Raw genomic sequence first — 10,262 nt, 5'->3', positions numbered from 1 at the left:
ATCCCGCCGGCGATATGGTAGGCTTCGCTGGCGCCTTCCATTTGGGCGATAAACCAGAGCCGCTGTTGGGCAAAAGACAGCGGCAAAGGCTGGCTGCGATCGGCTCGCTCGATCGGTGCGAGAGTATTTGCATCGCTCTGTTGCAGCTGTCTGGCCAGGTCCTGCAGGACCGGATGGTCGAACAGGTCGCGCAAGGCCAGCTCGCATCCCATGCCCTGCCGGATGCGGGTGATCATCTGCACCGCCAGCAGCGAATGGCCGCCCAGCTCGAAGAAGTGGTCGTGGCGTCCGACGCGATCGATCCCGAGGATATCCTGCCAGATCGCCGCCAGGGCTTCCTCCAGATCACCTTGCGGCGCTTCGTACTGCTGCGTTTGGAGGGCGCCGACATCCGGCACCGGCAGGGCTTTGCGGTCCAGCTTGCCGTTCGGGGTCAGCGGCAAAGCGTCCAGGATCATAATAGCGCCAGGCACCATGTACTCGGGCAGGACCTCCTTCAATTGCATGCGCAGATCATCAATGTTCAGGTCGGCATCGGGCATGGCTGTCAAATAGGCTACCAGGCGCTTGTCGCCGGGATGGTCTTCACGCACAATGACGACGGCCTCGTGCACACCGGCGCAAGCTGCCAGCTTCGCCTCGATCTCGCCCAGCTCGATGCGGAATCCGCGGACCTTGACCTGGAAGTCGTTGCGGCCGAGGAATTCGATAGCGCCGTCTGTCAGCCAGCGGCCCAGGTCGCCGGTCTTGTACATCCGCGCCTGGGGATCGTTGCTGAACGGATCGGCCAGGAAGCGCTCGGCGGTCAGTTCGGGCCGGTTCAGATAGCCGCGGGCGACACCGTCGCCGGCCACGTGGATTTCGCCGGCAACCCCCACCGGAACCGGTTCGCCCTGCGCATCGAGCAGGTAGATGCGGGTGTTGGCGATGGGACGGCCGATAGGAATACTCCGGGCCCCTTCACGAACGGCAGTGATTTCGTAGGTGGCTGCGAAAGTCGTCGTTTCGGTCGGACCATAACCGTTTAGCAGGTGTTGAGGCGGATTCGAGCGGACTACACGGGAAATAATGCGTGGATCAAGACTGTCTCCGCCAACGAGCAAATAGCGCAGCTGTGAAAAAACCGCTGATAGCGTATCGGCGTATTGGTTAAACAGACCGACGGTCAGCCATAACGCAGTGACGCCATACTGTCTGAGTATTTGCTCAAAATGTTCCGGTTCCAACAAGGCGGTTTGGTCAACCACCACAGTGCAGCCACCGTTAAGCAGCGGTGCCCACACTTCAAAGGTGGTCGCGTCAAAGGCCGGATTGGCAGCGAAAGCCACTCGGTCACTAGGCCCTATTTCCGCATAGCCGTTATTCAATACCAGCCGCCCGATCGCACGATGAGGAATCTCCACGCCTTTGGGCTGTCCGGTAGAGCCTGATGTATACATCACATAAGCAGTCAACTGGCTATGCAGCGGCAGGTCTGGATTGTCGTCCCGTGTCTGATGCGCCAGCGCGGTTTCGATTCGCACGCAAACCGCGTCGGCCAGTTCGGTGTCTTTGCCCGCCAGAACGATTTTCGCGGCGCAGTCTTCGATCATGAACGCCAGACGTTCGACTGGATAATCCGGATCCAGGGGCACGTAAGCCGCGCCGCATTTCAAAACGGCCAGTTCGGCCGCTATCAGATCGGCCGAGCGTTCTATCAGCAGCGCGACGTAATCGCCGGCGTTGACGCCGAGGCCGATTAAGTGATGCGCCAGGCGGTTGGCCCGGGCGTTGAGTTCGGCGTAGCTCAGCCGACCGCCGTCCCATACCACGGCGTCGGCCTCGGGAGTCCGGGCAACCTGCGCCTCGAACAGTTCGTGGACGCAGCGGTCCTTGGGATAGTCGGCCCGGGTGGCGTTCCAGTCGTAAAGCACCTGGCGGCGCTCGGCCTCCGGCAGGACGCCGATCCGGCGCATGGCGGTGTCCGGTGCGTTTTCCAGGGCCGTGATCAGGTTGTCCAGCGCCGTATGCATCAGGGCGCACAGCCGTTCCGGCGCCGCCGGCGACAGGGTTTGCGCCGACAGTAAAAACCCTTCGCCCAGGTCGTCCACGGATAGTACGATCGGGTAGTTGCTGCGCTCTTCGCCCGATGACAGAATTTCAATGCCCAGCCAGGCGGTGGCGCTGTCCGCCGAGGCGTCGTCCTGGCTGTGCCGGTAGTTGAGCAGTGCGCTGAACAACGGCGCCGGCGCCTGTACGCCGCTGCAGCGCTGTGCCAGGCTCAGCGGCGCATGTTCATGACGCAGCAGGCCGGCCAGCCGATCCTGCACTTCACGGATCTGTTCCAGGACACTGCCCTGGGCCAGCTGCACTCTCAGCGGCAGAGTATTGATGAACATCCCCAGCACCCGTTCGGCGCCCTCGCCGCCCTGCATGCGCCCGAGCAGTACCGTGCCGAACACCACGTCATCGCGTCCGGAGGTCCGTGACAAAACACTGGCCCAGGCCAGATGAAACAGGCTGGCGGCGCTGATGCCCAGGCTCCTGGCCTGATCCCGCAGGCGCCGGGCAAGATCGAGGTCGAGATCCTGCTTCGCTTCTTCGATCCCTGAACCGTTACCCTGCACATCGAGCAGACCGAACGGCGCCGTCGGTTCGTCGACATCCGCCAGCATTTCGCGGAAAAAGGCTTCGTGCTCTTCCGGAGCCATCCCCAGCCGCGCCTGCGCGACAAAGTTGCGGAACGGCAGCGGCGCCGGCAGTTGCTCTGCCTGGCCCAACTGGTGCATCCGGATCTCCTCCAGCAGGAGGTCCAGCGCGGTGTTATCGAACGTCAAATGGTGAGCCAACAGCAACAGCAGCCAGCGCCCTTCCCTGAGATCATAGGCGATGAAGCCGTTGATCATCGGCGCGGCTCTCACGTCGAGGCGATAATGTCTCGGATCGTAACGTTCCGCCAATTGTTCGGCCGCATCATTGGCTTCAGGGTCCAGAATGACGTCCTCAATCGCCAGTTTCGCTGTACGCCAGACCACCTGTACCGGTTCCGGCAGGCCTTCCCAGGCCATGGAAGTGCGCAGGATATCATGGCGTGCTATCACCGCCTGCAGGGCCCTCAAGAACCCATCGAGACGCTCATGCGTGTCAAACGCCATCAGGACCGGCATCAGGTAGGCATCCCCTTCGGAGTCCATCAGGTGATGAAACAGAATGCCTTCCTGCAGCGGCGCCAGCGGATAGATGTCCTGCACGTTGGCCGCTCCGCCCGGCACGGCGGCCGTGATGCGGTCGATATCGGCCTGAGACAGGCTGACCAGCGGCAGCAGGTCCGGGGTAATGGCCGTGCAGCCGGCCGGAATGCGGTTGGCCGGGACGACCAGTTGCTCGGCGTGGCTGCCGTGGTCGGCCAGCGCCGCCAGCCCAGCCAGCGTCGGCGCGGCGAACAATTCCCGCACGTCGGTGTTCAGCCCGGCCTGGCGCATGCGCGCGATGAGGGTCACGGCCAGCAGCGAATGCCCGCCCAGTTCGAAGAAATTATCGTGGCGGCCGACCTGCTCGATCTTGAGCAGCTCGGCCCAGAGGGCCGCCAGGGCCTGTTCGGTCTCGCCTTGCGGCGCTTCATAGCCGCGTACGGCGTAGGCATCGCCCTCCGGCGCCGGCAGGGCTTTGCGGTCCAGCTTGCCGTTCGGGGTCAGCGGCAGCGCTTCGAGGTGCACGAAGGCGGCGGGCACCATGTATTCGGGCAGCGTCTCGGCCAGATGCGCGCGCAGGCGGTCCACCGTCACGTCGGCGTCGCCGGTGTAGTAGGCCACCAGCTTCTTGCTGCCGGGGCCGTCCTCGCGGGCCAGCACCGCCGTTTCGCGGACCGCCGGGTGTTCGGCCAGCCGGGCCTCGATCTCGCCCAGCTCGATGCGGAAGCCGCGGACCTTGACCTGGAAGTCGTTGCGGCCCAGGAATTCGATGCTGCCGTCGGCCAGCCAGCGGCCCAGGTCGCCGGTCTTGTACAACCGCGCCTCGGGATCGTGGCTGAACGGATCCTTGATAAAGCGCTCGGCGGTCAGCTCGGGCCGGTTCAGGTAACCACGGGCGACGCCGTCGCCGGCGACATGGAGTTCGCCGGCGACACCGATCGGAACCGGTTCGCCCTGAGCATCGAGGAAGTAGATGCGGGTGTTGGCCATCGGCTTGCCGATGGTGACGCTGGCCATCTCGGGGTTGTGTTTGACGTAGGCGGCCGTGCAGGAGACGGTGGCTTCGGTGGGGCCGTAGGTGTTGACCAGTTTGGTTTGCTTGTCGGGACAGAGCGCTTCCCAGGCTTGCAGCTTTTGCGGCGACAGCGCGTCACCGGTCACGTTGAGCAAGCGCACGCCGGCCAGTTGCTCGCGCGCCTTGTCCGGCGAGCGTTCCCATTCGGCCACCAGGGTATGCCAGTGCGCCGCGGTCAGATGCACGAAGGTCGGGCGACTCTCGCTGTCCATGCCGAACAGCCGCTCGCTCGGCACCAGCGTCGCCCCGGACAGCAGCGCCGGGAAGATCTCTTCGACGGACAGGTCGAAATTCAGGGAGTTTTGCTGCAGGACGGTATCGGTGCCAGTCAGCCCGAACACCTCGGCCGCTCCCAGCGCATAATTGACCAGGGACTGGTGTTCGATCATCACGCCCTTGGGCTGTCCGGTCGAGCCGGAGGTGTAGATGACGTAGGCCAGATGATGGGGTGTCAGGCCCAGCGCTTGCGGGTCCGGGTTGGCGCCGGACTGTGCCGCCCAGGGCGCCGGGTCGGCGTCGAGCAGCAGGCGTGGTACGGTCGGCGCGCAGTCGGCGAAGCGCGCGGCCAAACCGCTTTGTATCAGCACCACCACCGGGGCGCTGTCGGTCAGCATGTAGGCCAGCCGGTCTGCCGGATAGGCCGGGTCCAGCGGCACGTAGGCGCCGCCGGCTTTGAGAATGGCCAGCAGGCCGATGATCATGTCCGGCCCGCGCTCGGCGCAGATCGCGACCCGGTCGTCGGGCTTCACGCCCAGGCTGCGCAAATGGTGGGCCAGCTGATTGGTTTTGACGTTGAGCCCGGCGTAGCTCAGCCGGCCGCCGTCCCATACCAGGGCTTCGGCATCGGGTGTTTGCAGCGCCTGGGCCTCGAACAGTTCATGGGCGCAGCGGTCCTGGGGATAGTCGGCCCCGGTGGCGTTCCAGCCGTAAAGCACCTGGCGGCGCTCGGCCTCCGGCAGGACGCCGATCCGGTCCATGGCGGTGTCCGGTGCGCTTTCCAGGGTAGTGATCAGGTTTTCCAGCGCCGTGTGCATCAGGGCGCACAGCTGTTCCGGCGCTACTGGCGGCAGGGTTTGCGCGGTCAACGAAAACCCTTCGCCCAGGTCGTCCACATCCAATCCGATCGGGTAGTTGGTGCGCTCTTCGCCCGCCAACAGGACTTCGATGCCCTGCCAGGCGGCGGCATTGTCCGCCGGGGCGTCGTCCTGGCTATGCCGGTAGTTGAGCAGTGCGCTGAACAGCGGCGCCGGCGCCTGCACGCCGCTACAGCGTTGCGCCAGGCTCAGCGGCGCATGTTCATGCCTCAGCAGGCCGGCCAGCCGGCTCTGTACGTCACGGACCTGTTCCAGGACACTGCCCTGGGCCAGCTGCACTCTCAGCGGCAGGGTGTTGATGAACATTCCCAGCACCCGCTCGCCGCCCTCGCCGCCTTGCATGCGCCCAAACAATAGCGTACCGAACACCACGTCATCGCGCCCGGAAGTCCGCGACAACACCATGGCCCAGGCCAGATGAAACAGGCTGGCGGCGCTGATGCCCAAGGTCCTGGCTTGTTCCCGCAGCCGTCGCGCCAGGTCCGTGGCGACGGTCAGCCTGGCTTCCTGAATCCGGCTACCGTCGCCCAGGACGTCGAGCAGACCGAACGGCGCCGTCGGTTCGTCGACATCCGCCAGCATGCCGCGGAAAAAGGCTTCGTGCTCTTCCCGGCTGATTCCGAGACGCGCCTGCGCGACGAAGTTACGGAACGGCAGCGGCGCCGGCAGCTGATCCGCCTGTCCCTGCAGATGCGCCCGCGCCTCTTCCATCAGCAATGCAAGCGCGGTGTGGTCGGACACCAAATGATGCATCAGCAGCAACAACAGCCAACGGTCGTTGGCTTTGTCATAGGCTGTATAAACCCGCATCAACGGCGCCTGGCGCACATCGAAGCGGTAATGTCTCGGATGGTAACGTTCCGTCAATTGTCCGGCCGCATCGCCCGCTTCAGGGTCCAGGATGACCTCCTCTACGCTCAGCGAAGCTTGGCGCCACACGATCTGCACGGGCTCCGGCAATCCCTCCCAGGCCACGGAAGTGCGCAGGATATCGTGCCGGTCAATCACCGCCTGCAGTGCAACCACGATCTCTTGTAACCGCTCGGCGTTATCGAAAGCCAACAAAGAGGGTAAGAGGTAGGCGTCCCCTTCGGACTCCATCAAATGGTGGAACAGAATGCCTTCCTGCAGTGGCGCCAGCGGATAGATGTCCTGCACGTTGGCCGCCCCGCCTGGCACGGCCGCCGTGATGCGGTCGATATCGGCCTGAGACAGGGCCACCAGCGGCAGCATGTCCGGGGTAATGGCCGTCGCATCGGCCGGAATACCGTTAGGCGGGACCATGACCTGCCGGGAATCGCCGCCGACTGCGGCAGCCAGCCCGGCCAGCGTCGGTGCGGCGAACAAGGCCTGCACGTCGGTGTTCAGTCCGGCCTGGCGCATGCGCGCGATCAAGGACACTGCCAGCAGCGAATGCCCGCCCAGTTCGAAGAAGTTATCATAGCGACCTACCTGATCGACCTTGAGCAGCTCGACCCAGATGGCGGCCAAAGCCTGTTCGGTCTCGCCTTGCGGCGCCTCATACTCACGTGCGCCATAAGCATCGCCCTCCGGCGCCGGCAGCGCCTTGCGGTCCAGCTTGCCGTTGGCGGTCAGCGGCAGCGCCTCCAGGTGCACGAAGGCGACAGGCACCATGTACTCGGGCAATGTCTCGGCCAGGTGCGCGCGCAGACTGTCCACGGTCAGTTCGGCGTCACCCGTGTAGTAGGCCACCAGGCGCTTGTCGCCGGGACCGTCTTCGCGGGCCAGCACCGCCGTTTCCCGGACCTGCGGATGTTCGGCCAGCCGGGCCTCGATCTCGCCCAGTTCGATACGGAAGCCGCGCACCTTGACCTGGAAGTCGTTGCGGCCGAGGAATTCGATGCTGCCGTCTTCCCGCCAGCGGCCCAGGTCGCCGGTCTTGTACAGCCGGGCTTCGGGTTCATCGCTGAACGGATCTTGGATAAAGCGTTCGGCGGTCAGCTCGGGCCGGTTCAGATAGCCTCTCGCCAGTCCGGCGCCGCCCACATACAGTTCGCCCATGACGCCGACCGGAACGGGCTCGAGTTGAGGGTCCAGCAGGTAGACACGGGTGTTGGCGATGGGCTTGCCGATCGGCGGCAGGCCTTCTTTTCCGGCCGGCACCGGGCAGGAGGTCGAAACCACGCTGTTCTCGGTGGGGCCGTAGTTATTGACCAGTTCGAACGGCAATCCGGCCGGCGGATAACCGTGCAGCCGGTCGCCGCCGGCCAGCAGACAGCGCAGGGCCAGATGCTCGGGCCGGGGCGCCGCCAGCATCAGTTCCGCCAATGGCGTCGGCATGAACGCCACAGTGATGCGGTCGTCGGCCAGCTGCTGCCATAATGCCTCCGGCTGGCCCAGCATTTCGGGCCGGACCAGGTGCAGGCAGGCGCCGGCCAACAGGTACGGCCAGGTTTCCCAGGCGCTGGCGTCGAAAGCCAGGCCCGCCAGCTGCGTGGCCCGGTCGGCGGCGCTCACCTGGAACTGCCGGTTGTGCCAGCTGACCAGGTTCATCACGCCGGCGTGCGGCACCATGACGCCCTTGGGCTGGCCGGTGGAGCCGGAGGTGTAGATGACATAGGCCAGATGCGCCGGGTTCAGGCCCAGCGATTGCGGCGGCAAGTTCGTGTCCGCCTGTTCGGCGATCTTGCGCCAGTCCCGATCCAGCGCAATCACTTGAGCTTTCGTGGCTGGCAGGTGTTTCTTAAGGTGCTCTTGCGTCAGCAGCACCTTGGGCGCTGCATCGCTCAGCATGTAGGCCAGCCTGTCTTCCGGGTAGGCCGTATCCAGAGGTACGTAGGCGCCGCCCGCTTTCAGGATGCCCACCAAACCCACTACCATTTCCAGGCTGCGCTCCATGCAGATCGCGACCAGGACATCAGGTCCTACGTCCAGACTACGCAAATGGTGCGCCAGCTGATTGGCTTTGATGTTGAGCTCGGCGTAGGTCAGCGCCTGATCTCCGAACACCACCGCCATGGCATCAGGCTGCCGGGCGGCCTGGGCTTCAAATGGCTCATGCAGCAATTGCTCTTGCGGATAATCGGCCCGGGTGGCGTTCCAGTCGTAAAGCACCTGGCGGCGCTCGGCCTCCGGCAGCACGCCGATCCGGCCCATGGCGGTATCCGGTGCGCTTTCCAGGGCCGTGATCAGATTGTCCAGCGCCGTGTGCATCATCGCGCACAGCCGTTCCGGCGCCGCCGGCGGCAGGGTTTGCGCCGTCAGCGTAAACTCTTCGCCCAGGTCGTCCACGGATAACACGATCGGGTAGTTGGTGCGCTCTTCGCCCGCTGACAGGGCTTCGATGCCCTGCCAGGCAGCGGCGCTGTCCGCCGGCGCGGCGGCCTGGCTGTGCCGGTAGTTGAGCAGTGCGCTGAACAACGGTGCCGGCGCCTGCACACCGCTGCAGCGTTGCGCCAGGCTCAGCGGCGCATGTTCATGGCGCAGCAGGCCGGCCAGCCGGCTCTGCACGTCACGGACCTGGTCCAGGACGCCGCCCTGGGCCAGCTGCACTCTCAGCGGCAGGGTATTGATGAACATCCCCAACGTTCGGCCGGCGCCCTCGCCGCCCTGCATGCGCCCGAACAACACCGTGCCGAACACCACGTCCTCGCGCCCGGAGGTCCGCGCCAACACCGCGGCCCAGGCCAGATGGAACAGGCTGGCGGCGCTGATGCCCAGGGTTCGGGACTGTTGCCGCAGCCGTCGAGCCAAATCCGTGGCGACGGTCAGCCTGGCTTCCTGAATCCGGCTGCCGTCGCCCAGGACGTCGAGCAGACCAAACGGCGCCGTCGGCTCATCGACATCCGCCAGCATGCCGCGGAAAAAGGCTTCGTGCTCTTCCGGGGCCATCCCCAGCCGGGCCTGCGCGACGAAATTGCGAAACGGCAGCGGTGCCGGCAGTTGCTCTGCCTGGCCCAGCTGGTGCATCAGGATCTCCTCCAGCAAGATATCTATCGTGGTGTGATCGATCGCCAAGTGGTGAGTCAACAGCAACAGCAGCCAGCGCTTTTCCTTGGGGTCATAGGCGGTGAAGCCGTTGATCAACGGCGCGACTCTCACGTCGACGCGATAATGTCTCGGATGATAACGCTCCGACAATTGTTCGGCCGCATCATTTGCTTCAGGGTCAATGACGACCTCCTCAATCGCCAGTTTCGCTGAGCGCCAGACCACCTGTACCGGTTCCGGCAGACCTTCCCAGGCCATGGCAGTGCGCAGGATATCGTGGCGGTCGACCACCGCCTGCAGGGCCGCCAAGAACCCGTCGAGACGTTCGCGCGTGTCGAACGCCATCAGGTACGGCAGCAGGTAGGCATCCCCTTTGGACTCCATCAAATGGTGGAACAGAATGCCTTCCTGCAGCGGCGCCAGCGGATAGATATCCTGCACGTTGGCCGCCCCGCCCGGCACGGCGGCCGTGATTTGGTCAACATACTCAGGTGCCAGATTCAATAATTGCGAACTATCCAGAGAATCAGCAACAGGCTTGTTGGCGGTGATGGGGCCGTTTAACTTTAGAAACTCAATCAAGGCGGGCTTGGTGTCACGCAACTCGGCAAGTAATGAGGGGGCTAATGCTTGCTTTTTTCCAAGAATGACCAACTCGTCATTTTCAATGGCGAGTGAGACGTTTCTTTCGCTGAGTTGCTGTAATAGCGCGGCAATTTTCATATTCTAATCTCCATAATTTGTTCTTCTTCCACGGCTTCGGCCAGCTTGGCCAGAGTCGGGGCGGTAAATACCACTCTCACGTCCGCGACTAATCCCCTCTGCCCCATCTTTTCAATCAGTGATATCGCTAACAAGGAATGCCCGCCCAGTTCGAAGAAATTATCGTGACGGCCGACCTGGTCGATCTTGAGCAACTCGGCCCAGATGTCCGCCAGGGCTTGTTCGGTCTCGCCTTGCGGCGCTTCATAC

2 protein-coding genes are annotated in these 10,262 nt (G+C 64.1%); both read right to left on the bottom strand.

The genetic code is table 11. From position 1 onward, the window contains the following. Nucleotides 1-10,013: non-ribosomal peptide synthetase (locus tag METLU_RS26210; protein ID WP_051300126.1), on the bottom strand; the 10,013-nt coding region annotated here is incomplete at its 3' end. Then, nucleotides 10,010-10,262: phosphopantetheine-binding protein (locus METLU_RS26205; protein WP_036243393.1), on the bottom strand; the 253-nt coding region annotated here is incomplete at its 5' end. The genes METLU_RS26205 and METLU_RS26210, both read right to left, overlap by 4 nt.

It is taken from the genome of Methylobacter luteus IMV-B-3098 (assembly GCF_000427625.1).
GTDB classification, from domain to species: domain Bacteria; phylum Pseudomonadota; class Gammaproteobacteria; order Methylococcales; family Methylomonadaceae; genus Methylobacter; species Methylobacter luteus.
Note: the sequence above shows the minus strand (reverse complement) of the source record. Positions and strands in the feature narration are given on the sequence as shown.